Source organism: Amycolatopsis sp. A1MSW2902 (assembly GCF_017312175.1).
Taxonomy (GTDB): domain Bacteria; phylum Actinomycetota; class Actinomycetes; order Mycobacteriales; family Pseudonocardiaceae; genus Amycolatopsis; species Amycolatopsis nivea.
This window is the reverse complement of the sequence record NZ_QJPO01000001.1, coordinates 8,071,760-8,088,802: the sequence shown is the minus strand read 5'-3', so window position 1 is coordinate 8,088,802 and position 17,043 is coordinate 8,071,760. Positions and strand designations below refer to the sequence as shown.

Here is a 17,043-nt window from a genome sequence, read left to right as displayed (position 1 = left end):
AAGCGGGCGCCGAGGGCCCCGGACGACGTCAGGAGGTCCGATGGCGCTTCCGCACTGGACGCCACAGAACCTGCTGCCCCCCGGTCGCCATCACGCCGACCTCGCCGACGTCTACGAGCGCCTGGTCTACGACGCGCCGCACCAGAACGAGCGCGAGATCCTCTTCAGCGCGCTCAACAGCTACCTCGGGGTCGCCCAGCGGGTGATCACGTCCGGGCGGGCCTGGCTCGGCGGCGCGTTCGTCACCCGCACGGCGCATCCGCCGCGCGGGCTCGACGTAGTGCTGCTGCCGGACGAGTGGGGCGCGTTGAAGCGGCTTGACGACAGCGGCCGCACCGCCCTGTACGGCCTGCTGACCCTGCGCGGCATCATCGTCGGCCAGCCCGCGATGTACCTCGACCAGATCCAGCCGGTGGGCGGCATGCTCGACGGTTTCCTGTGCCGTCCCGGCGACGAGGACGTGTGGGAAGCGGTGTGGGCCGACGGCGGCAGAGGCATTCCGGAGATGGTGTGGTGAGGAACGAGTTCCGGCGGATCGCCGACGAGATCCCCGGCGGCACGTGGCTGGACGACCTCGCGCGCGCCTCGGCGATGGCGGCGAACGCGAAGTTCGAGCGGACCTGCCGCGCGCCGCTGCTGCACGTGTCGGTGATCGGCGAAACGCACATCGACGCGTACACCTTTTCCGACATCAGCCGCGCGCTCCAGGACGCGACGGCGAAGATCGGGCACATCATCCGCAATCCGTCGAACGAGGTCACCTTCGTCCAGCAGGCGGACCGGGACAAGGCCCCGCTGATCCAAAAAGGACAGGCGGGCAACGCGATCTTCTTCGGTTTCCCCGAACCGGCGGTCGACGACGCGCTGATCCACGACGGCATCGAAACGCTGTCCGAGCGCGCGGTGAAGGAACTCTGCGATTTCCTGCCCGCCAACGGTTCCGACGACGGCGCGCTCGACGCGGTGCTGCTGCAGCGCGACACGGTGCGCAACGCGGTCAGCGACGTCGTCAACGCGGTCAGCAAGCACGCCGGCATCGGGATGGCGCTCACGCCCACCGCGGGCGAGCAGGTGACCCGGAGCATGACCACCGAACAGGCGCGGGTGCTGCAGGGCAGCCTGCGCGAGTCCCGCGAGGCGGTCGGCTACGAGACGGTGACCGGACGCCTCGACGGCGTGCGCACCCGGCGGCGGATTTTCTACCTGGAGCGGGAATCGGGCGGAACCATTCAGGGCGCGGTCGCCCCGGATCTGCTCGACCAGATCAAAGAAAACCTCGATCGGCCGGTGACCGCGCGGTTGCGCGTAGTGCGCACGACGACCATCGACGGACGGCGCGGCAGGCCGGTGCACGAACTTCTCGAGATCACTCCGGAAGTCAATCTTTTCGATCAGTGAATGGCGCGCGCGGTGCTGCGTCGCCAGGTCAGGACCGCCGGGTAAGCGCGCGGTCGCTCTGCGGAATCACGCTGCCTTTTTCGGGCAGCGAATGGCGCCGCTTCGCGCAATCCGGCGGGAAATGACCCCGTCCGCCCGGACGCGGTAAATGGATGACATTGTCAGTCGATAACGATTATTCCAACCACGCGGGCATCTGCGTTAGCGTCTTCGCCATCCCAGCGGAAGAGGCACGCATGACGACCGAGCAGCCGTATCCGGCCGCACCCGCGCGACACAGCAGGACCACTGCTCGTCCTGGTCCGCACCGTCCGCCCCAGCAGGAGCCGTCCCGGAGACAGGCCAACTGGCCCGGCGGGCTCGCGGTCACCCTCGGACTGGCCGCGGCGGGCGTCGCCTTCCTCCCGGATTGGGGCTTCCTCGCCTGGCCGCTCGCCGGCATCGGCCTCGCCGGCGGAATTGCGGGAATCGTCCTTTCCTCCAAGGGAAAAATGCGCGGATTGGGTGTCGCACTCACCGGAACCACGCTTTCCGCACTGGCCGCCCTGCTGTGCGGCGCGATGCTGCTCTACCCGTCGATGTTCGGCACCGCCCGCGCGGGCGATCTGCACATCCCGCCGCAGCCGGGCGAGAAGCATTCGGTCGACTTCGTGGTGAGCTCGGCGAACGGCGCGACGGTCCGCTACGGCACGCTGAATGACCAGCGCACCGCGACCACCCCGCCAAGCACCGACGACTGGCACGGGCACGCCTCCTACGACGGCGGCAGGCCGGTGCTTTCGCTGACCGCGGACACCGCCAACGCGGGCGTGACGAACCAGATCAGCTGCCAGATCATCGTCGACGGCAAGAAGGTCGCCGAAAGCAGCGGCAGTTCGATCGCGCTCTGCACCTCGAACGTCGAATAGGGCCTGGCGGCCGGCCGGCCTACCCCCATCTCGGCCGGCCAACCGCCACCGAACCGCTCCTGGCGGCTCTTCCAGGTCCGCGCGGTACTGCCGCGGTCCCGTCGCCGGCTTCACAGCCTGCCCCTCCCCTAGGGCTCCGCCAGCGTCGCGGCCGACCCTACGCGCGCTGACCGCCTGATGGCTAAGAATCCGCTAAGCGGACGCGATTATTACCACGGTGACCTGGGAAAACACAGCTGAACATTGTACAAGAGCCGGGCGCGGACGACTGCCCGCTCACTGTGCGCCGACCGACTGACTGGGCCCGTACCAGGCAACCAAGTCCCTTAGGCGATATCCAGCATCGCCCCGCCGCTCTTCCGAGTTGCCACCGCGCCATGTCAACCCACAGGAAACGGGGCACCCAACCGCACGCCCCCGCCGCCACAGCCGGGCCTGCAAACCCAAGGCACCCGCTCGGCCCGAGCGGGTCGCGCAAAAAAAGCGACGAGTGCGTCCAGAACTCTCGCTCAGCAGGATTGAGGCTTGCGTCACAGTCTCAGCATGCACCCTTGGGCACAAACTGAGGTTGAACAGATACCCGCCTCGGTAGCGCAACTTTTCCTAGATGACACCATCGCGCCCCTTGATCAACAAGCACCTCAAACCAGCAGCCGCATGGGGTAGCGGTCTCGCTCAGGCATCCTTCGCCGCGTCGTTCGCAGGCAGGCGGACAGGCAAGCAGACACCAATTGCCTGCGACGCCCATACGATCCTCTTCTCTCGCCAAGACGGCCTCCTAATCGAGGCCAGCGTCCATGGCCCAGCGATGCTCCTTGCACACAGCCGCAGCGGCGCTTCCCTCACCCGCCCTCCGTGTCCCCTAACACCTTCGGTCAGTTCCCAACTTGGGCCAGCACGCAGCTCCGATGCCGCTGACCTGCAAGTTCTTCACCACGCCAAGCACAGGGCGACAACCCCAAGACTGAAGATTTTCGGGCTGGGTACTTTCGCAAGAGGAAGAGATATGTCTACAGTGACGCGTCCTCAGATAGTTTGAATAAACACACTGAGTTCATTCAGCGAGGACACCCGGGGTAACACCCGGCTGTGCTACGCCGACTGACAAGACAAGCCGGTTCGCACAAGGAGGGGCCCGCACCAGCGGCAACTGGCGCAGACCCCTTTGCCCGGATCCTCCAGCTAGCGCTGGAAGAAGCCGAGCACCTTGTCGGCGATGTCGACCAAGTCGACGATCAGCACGAACACCGAAACGGCGGGCCACCGGGTCCCCTCTGGGGCCTGGTGCTCCGTCGGCGGACGCCGCAAGAGCGCCCTAATCCACTCCAGCACGTTGGGCTCTTCTCCTTCCTTCGTTATCTGCTCGCGGTGTTGTTGAAAAAGAAGACAACGCGAGCAGCTGCAATGAAAGGAAGGGAGGGTCCGCTGCGTAGCAGTGGATCTTCACCAGGTCGCCCCGGAGGACTTCCCGATGCGCCAGACACTAGGCCGCCGCAACGCCGAGCGGAAATCATTCTCGATGTTACCTACGTCACAGTAACGCCAGGAAACATTGCACGATCCGGCCGTTTATGCAGATCAGAAGGCTGTTACCTGGACGTTTCCTGCTCGAGATATTTCACAACTGGTGAGGCTTGGGTCACTTAGGCTGGACGCGAGCATCCATTCGTGCCTCCTCGGGGGCGCGCATCTTAAACGACGGCATGCGCATGACGGAATGGACTCGCTCCACCGCATCCATATCCGCTCACCGTACCCAGCAACGCCTTCCCGACTCGGTTAACGACTCCCCAGTAACTACACGCAGCGTCGCTCGGCAACGCAGCACACCAGTGCTACGAACCCGCCAGATCCGCCGCTTCCTTCCGCAAGTCCTCGACCTGCCGCGGGTTCATCCGCTCGTACAGCGCCACCGCCAGCCCGTACTGCTCGCGCGCCGGCTCCAGCCGTTGCTGGCCGCGCAGGATCCGCGCCAGGGTCACCCGCAGGATGCCCTCCTGCAGCTCGAACTGCCGCGCGACCGCCAGCGACACGGCTTCCCGCGCGTAGCGTTCGGCGGCTTCCAGCTCGCCGATGCCCAGATGCAGTTCCGCGAGGTTGTTCAGCGACACCACGGCATAGCTGTCGTCCCCGAGTTCGCGGTCTATCTCCAGCGAGGCCAGCTGATGCGTGATCGCCTCGGCCGGGCGTCCCGCGCGTTTCTCCGTCTCCGCGCAGTTGTTGAGGGCCTGGCCGCGCAGTTCGAGATCACCGGTGCGTTCGGTCTCCGCGACCGCCTCCAGCAGCCGTTCGATCGCCTCCGAATAGCGGCCGAGCAGGGTCAGCACGCTGCCGAGGTGGATTTTGGCGACGATGAGCGAGCGGCCGTCGAGCCGGGTGGCCAGCCCGACCGCGCGTTCGGCGTCGTCGATGCTGCCCTGCGACAGCTCGAAGGTGAGCGCGATGGCGCAGCGGGAGATCAGCATCCAGCACTGCCCGAGCGGTTCGTTCGCGGCTTCGGCGGCGGCGAGGCCGAGGTCGACCAGCCGGATCCATTCCTCGTACAACGGGCAGACGACCCGGTAGGTGTGCGCGACGCGGGCGAGCCGCCAGACGTCGGCGTAGCGGCCGTCGGCGTGTGCAGCGTCGAGCACGGCGAGCAGGTTCGGCCATTCCGCGGCGAACCAGTCTTGGGCCTGGGCGAAGGTTTCCAGCGGCGGCAGCGCGTCCGGCGGCACGAGGCCGGTGAGGTCGAGCGGGTCGACGATGCGCAGCATCTTCCGCCGCGCGGTGTCCGAGGCGGCCTGGTGATAGCGGATCGCCCGATCGAGCACCGCCGCGCGTTCCGCCGGGTCCAGTTCGGTTTCCGCCAGCTCGCGCAGGTACAGCCGGACCAGGTCGTGCGGGGCGAAGGCGTCGCGCGAGGTCTCGGCGACCAGGTTGTGCGCGGCCAGCGTGCGGAGTTCGCGGCGGGCCTGCTCCACCGGGATCTCCGCGATCGCCGCCGTCAGGTGCGGACCGGTGTGCCGCGCGGGCACCGCGCCCAGGCGCAGCAGCGTCCGGGCCAGCCCGTCCGGAAGGCCGCGGAACGAGACGTCGAAGGCGGCCCGGACACCGTCTTCGGCTCCGGTGACGTCGAGTCCGGCCAGCCGGGTGCGTTCGTTTCCCAGCTCCCCGACGAGATCCTTCAGTGTCCACTGTGGACTGGCGGCGAGCTTGGCCCCGGCGATCCGCAGCGCGAGCGGCAGGTAGCCGCACAGCCGGGCCAGCGCGTGGTTGAGGTCGAAGTCCGCGGGCCCGGCCAATTCCTCGATCACGCTCACCGCGGCTTCCGGCGCGAGCGTGCCGAGCACCCGCAGCTTCGCCGCGTGGGACACCGCCAGCGCCTCCAGCCGCGACCGGCTGGTCACCACCGTCATCGACCGTGCGCCCGGAGGGAGCAACGGACGCACCTGTTCGGCCGAACGCGCGTCGTCGAGCAGCACGAGCATCCGCCGTCCGGCGATCAGCGAGCGGTACAGCGCGACGCGTTCGTGCACCTGCTCCGGCACCTCGTCGGCGGGCACGCCCAGCCCGAGCAGGAACTGCGACAGCAGATCGCCCGGTTCCAGCGGCGGCTGGTGCGGATCGAACCCTTGCAGCGCCGCGTACAGCACCCCGTCCGGGAACAGCCGGGCAGCGCGGTGCGCCCACCAGATGACCAGCGCGCTTTTGCCGACCCCGGCGGTGCCGGACACGATCACCGTGCTGTCGCCGCGTTCGGCGAGCCCGTCGAGCCATTCCAGCTCCGCCTCGCGCCCGGCCAGCGTCGGCAGCGCGGGCGGCAGCTGAGAAGGCGCGACGGCCTGTTCCGGAACCGCGCTCTCGTGCGCGGCGAGATCGTCGTTGAGCACCCGCTCGTGCAGCGAGCGCAGATCCGCGCCGGGTTCGACGCCGAGCGAACCGAGCGTCGCCCGCGAGACGGTGTGGTACAGCTCGAGCGCTTCCCCGCGCCGCCCGGCGTGGTAAAGCGCGCGCATCAACTGCCCGGCGACGCGCTCGGCGAGCGGGTCGGCGCGGACGATCGGGCTCAGCTCCACGATCAGCTCGTCGTAGCGGCCGAGGTCGAGATCCGCGTTGACCCGGGCGTAGCGGATCGCGCGCCGCAACTCGTCCAATTCGGGCGCCCGTACCGAATCAGGCACACCGGACAGCGTCGGCCCCTGCCACAGCGCGAGCGCCTCGGCGAGCAGCTTCGAGGCACTCTCCGGCGATTCCAGCGCGGCCTGGTCCAGCAGCGCCCGCGCCCGGTGCGCGTCGATCCGGTCCGGTGCGAGGGAAAGCTGGTAGCCCGGCGGACGGGTGCTGATCTCGGCGACCGGATCGGCCATCTCCCGCAGCAGCCGGCGCAGCTGCGACACGTTGCCGTGCACGATGGTGCGGGCGGTGGCGGGCGGATCGTGGCCCCACAGGGCGTCGATGATCTCCTCGAGCGGCACCACCTTGCCCACGCGCAGCGCGAGCAGCGCCAGCAGCCCCCGCACCCCGGGGCCGCCGACGGGAACCGCACGGCTGCCGTCGAGCAGCCGCACCGGGCCGAGCAGTTCGACCCGCGCGCCGGCATCGGCCATGCTCGCGCGCACCTCCCAGGCTCACCCCCAGCCAGACAGGTCAACTTACCGTCAGCGGCGGCCCGCAGACACCGCTCTTTCGTGAATTTCGACCCTGAACAGACGAGTCCGGCCCCGCACCATCAGTCCCGATCTGATGGTGCGGGGCCGGACTCAATGATCGTCGGCCGGGCCGCCAGGGGGCGCGGTCCACCCGTGCATCTCGGCCGTCCGCCGGCGGTTCGGGGGGCTCACCCCGAGCAAGAACCCGGACCGCTGCGGACAACCATGCCTCCGCAGACGAACTGCGAAGTGGCGACAACGTAACAGGGCGCACATTCTTCGTTACGAGCGACCCGCCGGTTGGCGAAAGTAACGCTGGTCACCGCGTGATCGGCGTGGAGTTGCGGCCGGCGATGAACGACGGCCGCGGCGCGCTCGCGGCGAACGGCTCCTGCAACGCGTTGTCCACGCTGTTGAACACCAGGAAGATGTTCGAGCGCGGATACGGCGTGATGTTGTTCGACGATCCGTGCATGATGTTCGAGTCGAACCACAGCGCCGAACCGGCCGAACCGGTGAACTGGTCGATGCCGCAGTCGGCCGCCAGCTTGGTGATGTCATCCGGCGACGGCACGCCCACCCGCTGGTCCTTGAGCGAGCTCTTGTAGTTGGCGTCCGGGGTCTCGCCGACGCACTGCACGAACGTGCGCTGCGAACCCGGCATGACCATGAGCCCGCCGTTGTACGGGTAGTTGTCGGTGAGCGCGATCGAGCAGCTCACCGCACGCGGCGACGGCATGCCGTCCTCCGCGTGCCAGGTCTCGAAATCGGAATGCCAGTAGAAGCCGGTGCCCTTGAAGCCCGGCATGTAGTTGATCCGGCTCTGGTGGATGTAGACCTCGGAGCCGAGGATCTGCCGCGCCCGGTCGAGCACCCGGGGATCGCGCACCAGCTCGGCGATCAGGCCGGAGATCTCGTGCACGTCGAAGATCGACCGGACCTCGCCGGTCCGCGCCTCGGTGATCACGCGCTCGTCGTCGTGCAGCTTCTCGTCCGACGACAGCCGGACGACCTCCTGCCAGTACGTCTGGACCTCACCGGGCGAGAGCAGTCCGTCCACGACCGTGTAGCCCTTGGCGTCGTGATTAGCCAGGGTCGCGGCGTCGATCGGGCCGTCAGCCTCGGTACCCCACACCGTGGGGTGCACGCGCGGAAGATGCTCCGGCGTACCGGTGATCCGGGTCGGGTAACCGTCTTCGACCCGGGTGTCCATGATCGTCACAGTGGCTCGCCTCCAGTTCTTCTGGCGTTTCTTCTTTCTCGGGGTGGTGGGAGTGGCTCAGTCTCAGGAGTCTTCGGTGACGAGCGGGTAGACCCCGTTCTCGTCGTGCACCTCGCGGCCGGTGACCGGCGGGTTGAACACGCACACGCACTTGATCTCGGTCTTCGGGCGGACCTGGTGCTTGTCGTGGTCGTTCAGCAGGTACAGCGTGCCCGGCTTGAGCTGGTGCACCTCGCCGGTGGCGAGGTCTTCGATCTCGCCCTCGCCGGAGGTGATGAACACGGCCTCGATGTGGTTGGCGTACCAGAAGTCGTTCACCGTGCCCGCGTACAGCGTCGTCTCGTGCACCGAGAAGCCGACGCCCTCCTTCGCGAGGATGATGCGCTTGCTTCGCCAGTTCGGGGTCTTGATGTCAGCGTCGGTGTCGGTGATCTCGTCGAGCGTGCGGACCAGCAAGTGAAAGGCTCCTTCTTGTTCTTCGGGGTGGTTACTTGAGGACGGCGGCGACGGACTCGGTGATGATCGCGAGGCCTTCGCTCAGCTCCTCGTCGGTGAGGGTAAGCGGCGGCAGCAGTTTCATCACTTCGCCGTCCGGACCGGAAGTCTCCATCAGCAGGCCGCGTTCGAACGCCGCCTTGCAGACCGCGCCCGCGAGCTCGCCGTTCGCGAATTCGAGACCGCGCGCCAGACCGCGGCCCTTCGCGACGAGGTTCGCCTCCGGGTAGCTCTCCACCAGGTCCTTGAAGGTGCTCGCGATGCGCTCGCCCTTGGCCTTGGTCGACTTCTCCAGCTCGTCGTCGCTCCAGTAGACGCGCAGCGCCTCGGTCGCGGTGACGAACGCCGGGCTGATGCCGCGGAATGTGCCGTTGTGCTCGCCCGGCTCCCAGACGTCCAGCTCCGGCTTGATCAGCGTGAGCGCCATCGGGAGGCCGTAGCCGCCGATCGACTTCGACAGGCACACGATGTCCGGCGAGATGCCGGCGTCCTCGAAGCTGAAGAACGGGCCGGTGCGGCCGCAGCCCATCTGCACGTCGTCGAGGATCAGCAGGATGTTGTGCCGCTTGCACAGGTCGTCGAGGCCCTTGAGCCATTCCAGGCGCGCGGCGTTGATGCCGCCCTCGCCCTGCACGCCCTCCACGATCACCGCGGCGGGCTCGTTCAGGCCGCTGCCGGAGTCTTCGAGCAGCTTCTCGAAGTACATGAAGTCCGGCATCGCGCCGTCGAAGTACTTGTCGTACGGCATCGGCGTGGCGTGCACCAGCGGGATGCCCGCGGCGCCGCGCTTCATCGAGTTGCCGGTGACCGACAGCGCGCCGAGCGTCATGCCGTGGAACGCGTTGGTGAAGTTGATGACCGATTCCTTGCCGGTCACCTTGCGCGCGAGCTTCAGCGCGGCCTCCACGGCGTTCGCGCCGCCGGGGCCGGGGAAGACGATCTTGTAGTCCAGCTCGCGCGGCGCGAGGATCTTCTCCCGGAAGGTCTCCAGGAAGTCCCGCTTCGCGACGGTGTACATGTCGAGCGCGTGCGTGACGCCGTCGCGCTGGATGTAGTCGATCAGCGCCTTTTTCAGGTGCGGGTTGTTGTGCCCGTAGTTCAGCGCGCCGGCGCCGGCGAAGAAGTCGAGGTAGGCCTTGCCGTCCTCGCTGTAGAGCCTGCTGCCCTGCGCCCGGTCGAAGACGACCGGCCACCCCCGGCTGTAACTGCGGACTTCTGATTCGAGCTCTTCGAAGATGCTCATAACGATTTCTTTCGCTCCTACTCGGCGAAATTGACGGGTTATTAGCGGCGCAACGGCCCGATGCGGTAAAGATCCTCGGGTTCGTGCGCCTCCCCCTGCGGAAAATCAGCGACTTCGAACAACCGGCGGTGTTCCAGATCCGCGTTCCAACGCTTCGCGAACGACTCGAAGAGACGGATCGACGCCGCGTTGTCCGGGGTGATCGTGGTTTCCAGGTACCGCACGCCCTCGCCGACCAGACGCGTGTACAGGCTGTCCAGCAACTGCCCGGCCAGGCCTTTTCCGCGTTGCGACGCGTCGACGGCGACCTGCCACACGAGCGCGGCGTCCGGTGCGGACGGCCTTCGGTAAGCGATCACGAATCCGACTGGCTCACCGTCGACGCGGGCGACGACCGAGGTCTCCGCGAAATCCTTGCACCACAACAGGTACGCATACGGCGAGTTGAGATCAAGCTTCTGCGAATCGCGTGCGATTCGCCAGAGAGCGGCACCATCGGCCTTGGTCGGGGATTCGATCAAGTGCTTTCCGGACATACTTTGGAAACGTAACAGAGAATTTTCGCGCCGCCAGCGATCCATGCCACGTCCACCGCCCTCACCAGGGACGACAGGGATACCCCGGTGAGGAGGACCACAAACATGTTTAGCGGGGGAAAGTTCTGGGCATGCGTGCGCCTGGGCCGCACGCCATCGGTATGCGACCTGTGACCCCAGACCATGGGCCTTCCGCGGCGCTACCGCAACTCCAGCGCCGGAAAATCGTGGTCTACCTGGGGTTCAGCGTGGACTGTCCGGACGCGACCGCCGCCGCTTCTTCCGCCCGAGCCCGGACAGCGGCGTCCAGACCGCCGGGAGCAGGAGCAGCGCGGTCACGGCGAGCCACCACAGCGGAGCCTGCCCGCGCCGCCAACCGTCCACAACGGTGCCGAGCCAGCCGAACAACGGCTGTGCGATGGGCGGCAGGAAAGCCGCGAACAGCAACGCGGCTATCACCAGCACACCCAGCACGGTGAGCACCATTCGCCACGTGCGCCTCAAGGTCAGCAGGCTCACCACGAGGAACACAAGTGCGCCGCCCGCCACCGGAAGGCCGAGCCATTGCAGGACGGATCCGCCCTCGCCGCTGAGCACGAACCCGGCGACCGCGGTGATGGCGGCGGCCAGCAGGTTCCATGGCCGGCCCAGCCGCGTCGCGCCTTGCGTGACCCACCACGAACTGCGGCTGCTGAGCTGCGCGAATTTCGCCAGCGGCTGGAGCGTTTTCGGAACCCGGGTGGCCGTGGAAGCGGCATTGAGCCCGGCCGCTCCGGCTTTGACAATCGTTTTGGTGAGCAGGGTACTGCCGAGTTCGCCCTCGAAACGTTCGGCGGAAACCTGACAGGCTTGGAAAGCGCGTTGCGCCGCGTCCTGCTGCCCGGAGTTTTCCGGCTGGGCAGCCGTTTCCCGTTCGAGCGGCCGGGCGGCCATCAGCTTCCGGAAACTCTCCGAAGCCTTTCCGTTGCCCTCCTTCGCATCCGCCTCGGCCTGGCTCGCGAGCACCGGCAGTTCCTCGCGCGCGATGGCCAGCTGCCGCGACTTCGCCAGCACCATCGACGTCACCGGAAGACTCGTCGGCACCTCCTTGCCGAAGTCGACCGGGGACAGATTCGCGTCCAGGCCGAGGAAAGCCAGTTCGTCGCCCAGTTGCGCGAGCAGCCCGGGCAGGTCCGAGGGCATCCCGTTGTCCGCGGGCGAGGGCGGCTCCCAGCCGATCTCGCGGAACGTCGTCCTTACCTGCTCCCGGAATTCCTCGGGGCCGACGATGTCGCGCAGCACCCGCAGGCGTTTCGGGTCGAGCAGGCACTGCATCAGCCAGCCCGCGCCGTCGATCCGGCCCCACATCCAGTCGTTCGCGCGCCAGGACGCCTTGTAGAACGCACCGAAGTTGTTCGCCTGAGTGCCGGTCAGCTTGTCCCGGCCGCGGGGGCGCGCCAGGTCCAGCAGCGTCCGGCTGTCCGCGCTCAGCTGCACCAGGTCGACGCGCTGGTCTACCGCCGGCGCTTCGGCAAGCAGCCCGCGCGTCGCCATGTGCAGCAGCAAAAACCGGGCCAGCACGAACCCGTCCGCGACGTCCGCGTTGTCCAAGCCGAACCAGTCCAGCAGCGCCGTCACCGTGTCGGCGGCATCCGCGGACCACTGATTTTCCTTGCCCGACAACGCTTGCAGCACCGGAGCGGCCGATCGCAGCGCGCCGGTCACCTCCGGCCACGCCTCGCGGACCGCGTCCGATGCCCCGAGATCCGCCCATTCGGCGGCGAGCTGACCGATCCAGTCCGGCATCGAGGTGCCGGACGGCGGCGGCTCGTGCCGGGCCACCCACGCGGACAGCCGCACGTCGCGAGCCGCACTCCGGCGGGCGGCGTGCATCTTCGCGCGGGCCTCGTTGAGCTGGGTCGCCTGATCGAGGTCCGGGCCCATCCGGAAGCCCGCGTTGATCAGCTGGATGCCGGTGGCGACCGCGTCTTCCAGCGTCGAGGTGCGGTAGCGGACCATCTCGCCGACCGTGACCGATTCGCCGGGCAGCGTGCTGGGAATCCCGCGGCGCAGTCCGTCGGCGGCGATGTCCTGCAGCAGCGCCGAATTCCCGGCTGCCCACCCACTGTCCTCATCGGACAGTTCGTAACGCCGGGTGACCGCGCGGACCAGGTCGGCCGCGACGAGCGCGACCCGGCGGTCGAGGTACGCCCGGTGCACCCGGTCGTCCACCAGCTGCCCGCCGCGCAGGCCGAGCGACGCGAGCGCGACCCGGGTGTCCCTGGCGCGCGTGACGGCGGAGTTGTGCCTGCTCAATTCCTCCAGCTCGACGCTGATGGTCTGGCTCATGATCGTGGAAGCGACCTTCGCCAGCGCGGTGCCGAGCATCGGCGGCTCAGCCGGGTCGCAGGTCATCGGCTTGGCTTCGCCGTCGACCGTCGGGACGACGTACAGCAGCAGCCGCCGCACATCCGTCGACGACGAGCGTTCGAAGATCTCCCGCAACGCGGGCCGCAGCGGTTTGTTCACCAGCACGCCGCCGTCGGCGAGCCAATGCGAACGCACCAGCTCCGTGTAGTCGGTCATGTCCGGATGCAGCCGGTCCGCCGCCTCGGGGCCGATCGGCATGCGCGACAGCTCGAACGCGCCGGGGAAGGACGCGCTCGACCGGGCGGCGAGCGCGAGCGGACCGTGCACCTGGTTGTTCCACAATGGACCGTCGAAGCGGAACAGCATCCGATGTTCGGTGTCCCGCACCCGGTTTCCGAGCGCGTCGTCGTACTGCGTGGTCTCGCCGTCGAGCATGGTTCCGGTGAGCAGCACGGTCACGTCCGGCGGCTCGGTGGGCACGACACCGGATCCGGTGATGTCGTGCATCGCCTGGACGAGGCCGCCGAGCAGCACCTTGTCGCCGTTCAGCACCGAACGCGGCCGCGTCTCGCCGGGGTCGCGGATCAGATTCTCCAGCGACCCGGCGGAGAACCAGGTGTCGCGCAAGATCGCGGGCGTCGACCGGTACGCCTCGGCCAATCCGAGACACGCGGCGTTGATGCCGCCCGCGCTCGTCCCGGTGAGCACGTCCAGGCGCACCGAAGCGTGCAAAAGGTCGAGCAGTTTCCGATAGCCGTTACCTTCGCTCGGCGTGCGCGAAGCGTGCAGCAACGCCGACGTCTCGGTAGCGACTCCCCCCATCCACACTGCCAGGCTGGATCCCCCCACCATGGCCATCGCGATCCGGATTTCCTGCGGCCACGGCACCGCCGTCTCACCCATGAGGGTCAGTCTCCCGGCCCGGCCCGCTCCTCCACAAGGGGGGCGGATTCAGGAGGCGAGGTGCTCCAGCACCAGAACCTGCGCCTCGCCGACCGCGAACCCGAGCACCGCGCCGGTCGCGATGAGAATCCATTCGTCCTGCTGGAAAGCCGGGCGCAGCAGCTGCTCGAACTCCTCGGGCGACAATTCCTTCATCTTGCCGACCAGGACGTTCCGGATGTCCATCGCGTCGGTGGCGTAATCCTCGATGTAGCGCATGGTGTCCGGCAGCCGGGTCATGATCTGCTCGGAGATGGCGAGCTTCATGTCCTGGTAGCGGCGGCTGCCGATGGCGAAGACCAGCAACGGTTTCGCGACGTTCGCCGCCCGGCCCAGCTCTCGGTCGAGCTGCCGCTGGATGAGCGCGAGCACGCGGTCGGAAAGCGGGCCCTGCAGCACCGCCTCGATGACGTTGTGCGGCGTGATGATTTCTTTCGCGATCAACTCGCCGTACGCCTCGGCGACCTCCGCGCGCCGCTTGAGGAACAGGCCCTGCCAGGTGACGCCGAAGTATTTCTTGGGCTCCAGCGGGTAGAAAATCATCCGCAGCGCGAGCCAGTCGGTGAACCAGCCGGTGAAGAGACCGAACAGCGGCATGATCGGCGGGAATTTGAACAGCACCCACGCGACCATCTGGATCACGCCGATCAGGCCGCCGAACACCAGCCCGGAACGCGCGATGAACTTGAACTCCTCCGCGCCCGCTTCCTGGAAGATCCGGTTGAGCAGCCGTTTGTCCTTGACGAGGCTGGTGACCACCATGCCCTTGAGGTCGAACACACTGTCCACATCGGACTGGATGAGTTCGAGCACCGCCTTGACCATGTGCGGCGATTCGGCCTGCACGCGCTGGATCACCAGCCGCTGCACGCCGACCGGCAGCGACTCCCACAGGCCCGGCTGGTAGTGCCCGGCCACCTCGCGCACGATGTCCTCGACCGCCGCGAGCAGCGGTTTCTCGATTTCCTTCGCGATCCGGTCCGCGTCGAGCCTGGCGACGACCTCGGCCGGTTTGATCAGCTGCTCGGTCATCGTGTCGCAGGCGATGCTCGCCATCCGCGCGGCCCGTTTGGGCACGATGCCCTGCCAGCCGAAGACCGGCTTGACGCCGATGAACTCGACCGGCTGGAACATCATCCGGATCGCGACCAGCTTCGTGCCGTACCCGATCAGCGCGGCGACGATCGGGATGGAGACATACAGCGGCCAGTGCCGGACGAAATCGTCGAGGAGCCTCGAGACGAACTCGCCCATCGGGGTCAGCCCAGGCTCGGGTCGCAGGCCTGCCAGAACTGCGCGCCGAGCCGCGAGACGTGGATGGTGCGGCGGATGATCTTGATCCGCTTCACCTGCTTCTCCACCTCGCGGACCGACTCGTCGGTCAGCAGGATCTCGTACTGCGTCTCGAGCGAGGGCACCTCCTCGTCCAGTTCGACCAGCCCGAGGCCGATCAGCCGGGTCACGTAGCCGGGCACCTGGTCCGGCAGCGACACCCCGGCCGCCTTGCCGACCGTCGAGGCGTTGCGCAGCACGATCCGGCCGGTGCCGCCGATGGCGCTGCGCTCGGCGACGTCGATCGCGGGGAACGGGGAGCCGTCCGACAGCGCGGAGAGGATGCGCGCCTCGTCGGGCGTGAGCTGGCGGAGAATGATCGCGTACAGGTATTCGCGGGCGCGCTCGCGGCCGAAGCCGATGGAGTGGTTGAGCAGTTCGGCCATCGCCGCGCGCAGCGGTTCGACGTGGTCGCGGGCGGGCACCAGCGTCACGGTCGTTTCGACGGCGCGGCTGCCGACGTCGGCCCGGTTCATCGCGGACGCCGCGGTCAGCGCCGCGTGATAGGGATCGTCGACCTCGTCGAGGCGGCGGCGCAGTTCGCTCAGCAGCCCGCGTTCGACCTGCTTGAGGCCGCGTTCGGCGGTGTCGATCCCGGGGAGTTTGCGGGTCAGGTCGAAGCCGGTGCGCGCCGCCCATCCGGCGAGCTGGCCTGCCCGGCGGGCCAGGTTGGCCACGTCCTCGGCGGTGCCCCGGCCGTTCGGTCGCTGGTAGTCCACGGGCTGCTCCCCTCACTGTTCGCGCTGATGCTACCTGCGAGTAGGCCGAATGGCCCTGTGATGCCTTGCCGGTGGGTGTTGGATGACGCGCATGACCGCGCCGTGGGGACCGCCGATCGACGTGCTGCCGCTGCTCGTGCGAGAGGAACAGGCGCTGATCGGGGTTCTCTCCGACCTCCGGACGCCCGAATGGGCCCTGCCCGCGCTCGGCGAGTGGACGGTGCACGACCTGACCGCGCACATCCTGGGGCTGAAGCTCAGGCGGCTCTCGCGGGATCGGGACGGCCACCTCGGCGAGGGGACGTCCTGGATCTCCGCCTGCCGGCAACTGTCGCCGGAGGTGCTGTTCGCGATGCTCGTGGACAGCACGACGCAGCTGACCGAACTGTGGAAGCACCGCGACCTGGACGAACCAGCCGCGATGCCGACGTGGCTGACGGTCGCTCGCGATTACGCGGAGCAGTGGGTGCTCCAGCAGCAGATCCGGGAGGCGGTGGCAGCTCCGCTGCTCGACGAGCCGGAGTTCCGGACGCCGGTGGTGGACACGTTGCTGCGTTCGCTGCCGCAGACATTGCGGGCGGTGCCCGCGCGGGCCGGACGTCAGGTGGCGTGTTCGGTGGAGGGGGCCGGGCGGTGGACGCTCCGCGCTACCGCGGTGGGCTGGACGATCGACCGCGGTGCGGCGACGTCACGGTCTCCGCTCGCGGCTTTGGCGACCGACGCGGACGCGTTCTGGCGGCTGTGCAGCGGGACGTTGCCCGCAGTGGAAGCGGACGCGCGAGTGCAGGTCAGCGGGGATCCCGCGGTGTGCGAGATCCTGCTGAGCCTGCGGGCTCGCGAGCCCTTCACCGCCGACGCCGCGCCTGCTTCCTGAGCTGCAGGATCCGCGCCCCGCCGATCAGCGCGACCAGCGCCGCGCCCGCGATCGCGGCGAACAGCATCGCCACCGCGAGCGGCATGCTGCCGGACGCGCCGAGGAAGTGGACGGTCGCCGTGTCCAGGTTCTGCAGGATGAACACCAGCAGGAACGCCAGCACGACGATCGCCACGATCACGGCGATCCAGGTGCCGCTGATCCGGGTGGATTTGACCTTGCCGCGGCGGCCCGCGGGTTTCGCGGCGGACGGCCGCGGTCCGGGTTCGGCTCCCGGTGCGGTGCCCGGGGCGGCGTGGTCGAGTGCGCCGGGCACCTCAGTGCCCGGCGCCTCGGGAATTTCCGATTTCGCGGCCTCGTCGGGACCGTCGTTTCGCGCGTGGGACATATCGTG

14 protein-coding genes are annotated in these 17,043 nt (G+C 68.2%); 4 read left to right on the top strand and 10 right to left on the bottom strand.

What is annotated here, in order from left to right; genetic code table 11:
- Nucleotides 1-40: 40 nt before the first annotated feature.
- The 3 genes from DMP23_RS37825 to DMP23_RS37815 all read left to right on the top strand — a co-directional run bounded on the left by DMP23_RS37825 (nucleotide 41) and on the right by DMP23_RS37815 (nucleotide 2,306).
- A complete protein-coding gene (locus DMP23_RS37825; RefSeq protein ID WP_037807980.1) occupies nucleotides 41-517 on the top strand; it encodes a DUF6932 family protein in 477 nt (158 codons plus the stop codon).
- Nucleotides 514-1,398 carry a hypothetical protein gene (locus DMP23_RS37820; RefSeq protein WP_037809292.1) on the top strand — a complete coding sequence of 295 codons (885 nt, stop codon included), beginning with the start codon at nucleotides 514-516 and terminating at the stop codon, nucleotides 1,396-1,398. Before DMP23_RS37825 ends, DMP23_RS37820 begins: the two co-directional genes overlap by 4 nt.
- Before the next feature lie 236 nt (nucleotides 1,399-1,634).
- Nucleotides 1,635-2,306, top strand: coding sequence for a hypothetical protein (locus DMP23_RS37815; protein WP_037807985.1), 672 nt, complete (start codon nucleotides 1,635-1,637; stop codon nucleotides 2,304-2,306).
- Nucleotides 2,307-3,488: 1,182 nt separating this feature from the next.
- On the opposite strand, the gene DMP23_RS37810 is transcribed toward DMP23_RS37815, so the two are convergent.
- From DMP23_RS37810 to DMP23_RS37770, 9 genes are all read right to left on the bottom strand, one after another.
- Complete coding sequence (locus DMP23_RS37810; protein ID WP_337823868.1) at nucleotides 3,489-3,638, bottom strand: hypothetical protein; 150 nt, start codon at nucleotides 3,636-3,638, stop codon at nucleotides 3,489-3,491.
- Nucleotides 3,639-4,141: 503 nt separating this feature from the next.
- On the bottom strand, nucleotides 4,142-6,895 hold the full coding sequence (locus tag DMP23_RS37805; RefSeq protein ID WP_337823867.1) for an AfsR/SARP family transcriptional regulator: 2,754 nt from the start codon (nucleotides 6,893-6,895) through the stop codon (nucleotides 4,142-4,144).
- A 361-nt stretch (nucleotides 6,896-7,256) separates the two neighbouring features.
- A complete protein-coding gene (thpD, locus tag DMP23_RS37800) occupies nucleotides 7,257-8,159 on the bottom strand; it encodes an ectoine hydroxylase (RefSeq protein ID WP_134728417.1) in 903 nt (300 codons plus the stop codon).
- 63 nt (nucleotides 8,160-8,222) lie between these two features.
- Complete coding sequence (locus DMP23_RS37795; protein ID WP_037807993.1) at nucleotides 8,223-8,615, bottom strand: ectoine synthase; 393 nt, start codon at nucleotides 8,613-8,615, stop codon at nucleotides 8,223-8,225.
- A gap of 31 nt (nucleotides 8,616-8,646) precedes the next feature.
- A complete protein-coding gene (ectB, locus tag DMP23_RS37790) occupies nucleotides 8,647-9,897 on the bottom strand; it encodes a diaminobutyrate--2-oxoglutarate transaminase (protein WP_134661918.1) in 1,251 nt (416 codons plus the stop codon).
- A 41-nt stretch (nucleotides 9,898-9,938) separates the two neighbouring features.
- Complete coding sequence (gene ectA, locus DMP23_RS37785) at nucleotides 9,939-10,433, bottom strand: diaminobutyrate acetyltransferase (RefSeq protein WP_037808003.1); 495 nt, start codon at nucleotides 10,431-10,433, stop codon at nucleotides 9,939-9,941.
- Between the two features lie 243 nt (nucleotides 10,434-10,676).
- The gene (locus tag DMP23_RS37780) at nucleotides 10,677-13,685 is read right to left on the bottom strand and encodes a patatin-like protein (RefSeq protein ID WP_337823866.1); all 3,009 of its coding nucleotides are present in this window, start codon (nucleotides 13,683-13,685) and stop codon (nucleotides 10,677-10,679) included.
- Between the two features lie 48 nt (nucleotides 13,686-13,733).
- Complete coding sequence (locus DMP23_RS37775) at nucleotides 13,734-14,978, bottom strand: DUF445 domain-containing protein (protein WP_337823865.1); 1,245 nt, start codon at nucleotides 14,976-14,978, stop codon at nucleotides 13,734-13,736.
- Nucleotides 14,979-14,983: 5 nt separating this feature from the next.
- Complete coding sequence (locus DMP23_RS37770; protein WP_037808011.1) at nucleotides 14,984-15,775, bottom strand: Abi-alpha family protein; 792 nt, start codon at nucleotides 15,773-15,775, stop codon at nucleotides 14,984-14,986.
- Nucleotides 15,776-15,866: 91 nt separating this feature from the next.
- Between DMP23_RS37770 and DMP23_RS37765 the strand changes: the two genes are divergently transcribed.
- On the top strand, nucleotides 15,867-16,649 hold the full coding sequence (locus DMP23_RS37765) for a hypothetical protein (RefSeq protein ID WP_443111312.1): 783 nt from the start codon (nucleotides 15,867-15,869) through the stop codon (nucleotides 16,647-16,649).
- Here the strand turns inward: DMP23_RS37765 and DMP23_RS37760 are convergent.
- Nucleotides 16,621-17,037, bottom strand: a complete 417-nt coding sequence (locus DMP23_RS37760; RefSeq protein WP_037808018.1) for a LapA family protein — start codon at nucleotides 17,035-17,037, stop codon at nucleotides 16,621-16,623. The genes DMP23_RS37765 and DMP23_RS37760 overlap by 29 nt on opposite strands.
- Between the last annotated feature and the right edge of the window lie 6 nt (nucleotides 17,038-17,043).

Coding starts and splice junctions, on each gene's coding strand:
- DMP23_RS37760 (WP_037808018.1), bottom strand. CDS start 17,037: ATGTCCCACGCGCGAAACGACGGTCCCGACGAGGCCGCGAAATCGGAA.
- DMP23_RS37765 (WP_443111312.1), top strand. CDS start 15,867: ATGACCGCGCCGTGGGGACCGCCGATCGACGTGCTGCCGCTGCTCGTG.
- DMP23_RS37775 (WP_337823865.1), bottom strand. CDS start 14,978: ATGGGCGAGTTCGTCTCGAGGCTCCTCGACGATTTCGTCCGGCACTGG.
- DMP23_RS37805 (WP_337823867.1), bottom strand. CDS start 6,895: ATGGCCGATGCCGGCGCGCGGGTCGAACTGCTCGGCCCGGTGCGGCTG.
- ectB (WP_134661918.1), bottom strand. CDS start 9,897: ATGAGCATCTTCGAAGAGCTCGAATCAGAAGTCCGCAGTTACAGCCGG.
- DMP23_RS37780 (WP_337823866.1), bottom strand. CDS start 13,685: ATGGGTGAGACGGCGGTGCCGTGGCCGCAGGAAATCCGGATCGCGATG.
- DMP23_RS37825 (WP_037807980.1), top strand. CDS start 41: ATGGCGCTTCCGCACTGGACGCCACAGAACCTGCTGCCCCCCGGTCGC.
- DMP23_RS37815 (WP_037807985.1), top strand. CDS start 1,635: ATGACGACCGAGCAGCCGTATCCGGCCGCACCCGCGCGACACAGCAGG.
- ectA (WP_037808003.1), bottom strand. CDS start 10,433: ATGTCCGGAAAGCACTTGATCGAATCCCCGACCAAGGCCGATGGTGCC.